This window comes from Streptomyces sindenensis, assembly GCF_014649035.1.
Lineage (GTDB): Bacteria > Actinomycetota > Actinomycetes > Streptomycetales > Streptomycetaceae > Streptomyces > Streptomyces sindenensis.
This window is the reverse complement of the sequence record NZ_BMSG01000080.1, coordinates 1-1,326: the sequence shown is the minus strand read 5'-3', so window position 1 is coordinate 1,326 and position 1,326 is coordinate 1. Positions and strand designations below refer to the sequence as shown.

At 69.8% G+C, this 1,326-nt stretch carries 2 protein-coding genes; both read left to right on the top strand.

All coding sequences use genetic code 11. The annotated features are described in order from the left end of the window. A partial coding sequence (locus IE145_RS33105; RefSeq protein ID WP_444545687.1) for an electron transfer flavoprotein subunit beta/FixA family protein occupies positions 1–473 on the top strand: 473 nt, incomplete at its 5' end. A gap of 66 nt (positions 474–539) precedes the next feature. Next, positions 540–1,326 (top strand): electron transfer flavoprotein subunit alpha/FixB family protein (locus IE145_RS33100; RefSeq protein ID WP_189529115.1); only part of this gene is annotated, 787 nt, incomplete at its 3' end.

Below are 1,326 nucleotides of genomic sequence, written 5' to 3'. Positions count from 1 at the left end.
CGAAGGCGGTCGAGAGGACCGGTTACGACCTGGTGATCTGCGGTATGGCCTCCACGGACGGGGTGATGGGTGTGCTGCCGGCGCTGCTGGCGGAGCGGCTGGGTGTGCCGCAGGTGACGCTGCTGTCCGAGGTTGCGGTGAACGGCGGTGTGGTGAGCGGTCGTCGTGATGGTGACACGGCGACGGAGCAGCTGGAGGCGTCGCTGCCGGCGGTGGTGTCGGTGACCGACCAGTCGGGTGAGGCGCGCTATCCCTCGTTCAAGGGGATCATGGCGGCGAAGAAGAAGCCGGTGGAGTCGCTGGATCTGGAGGATCTGGAGCTGGATGCGGACGAGGTGGGTCTGGCGGGTGCGTGGACGGCGGTCGACTCGGCGACCGAGCGTCCGGCGCGCACCGCGGGCACGATCGTGAAGGACGAGGGTGAGGGCGGCAGGCAGCTCGCCGAGTTCCTCGCGGGCCAGAAGTTCATCTGATCCCGCCCGTGCCCTCCTTCCTCTCTCTTTCCCTTCCTTTCTTCTTCTCGTCTGGAGTGCGTTGTCATGGCTGAAGTTCTGGTTCTGGTCGATCATGTGGACGGTGCGGTCCGTAAGCCGACCCTGGAGCTGCTGACGCTGGCGCGTCGGATCGGTGACCCGGTGGCCGTCGCGCTGGGTGCGGGCGCCGGGAGCACCGCGGGTGTGCTGGGTGAGCACGGTGCGGTGAAGGTGCTGACCTGTGAGGCGCCGGAGTTCGCGGATTACCTGGTGGTGCCGAAGGTGGACGCGCTGCAGGCGGCGTTCGAGGCGGTGTCCCCGGCGGCGGTGCTGGTGGTGTCCTCGGCGGAGGGCAAGGAGATCGCCGCGCGTCTGGCGCTGCGGATCGGGTCGGGCATCATCACCGATGCCACCGATCTGGAGGCCGGGGAGGAGGGTCCGGTGGCGACGCAGGCGGTGTTCGCCGCTTCCTACACGACCAGGTCCCGGGTCTCCAGGGGTGTTCCGGTCATCACGGTGAAGCCGAACTCCGCTCCGGTCGAGCCGGCTGCCGCCGCCGGTGCGGTGGAGGCGCTGGCGGTGTCGTTCGGTGAGGGCGCGAGGGGCACGAAGGTCACGTCCCGGACGGCGCGTGAGTCGAGCGGGCGTCCGGAGCTGACCGAGGCCGCGATCGTGGTCTCGGGTGGCCGTGGGGTCAACGGTGCGGAGAACTTCCCGCTGATCGAGGCGCTGGCGGACTCGCTGGGTGCCGCGGTGGGTGCGTCGCGTGCGGCGGTGGACGCGGGCTGGTACCCGCACACCTCGCAGGTCGGGCAGACGGGCAAGTCCGTCTCGCCGCAGCTGTACATCGCCT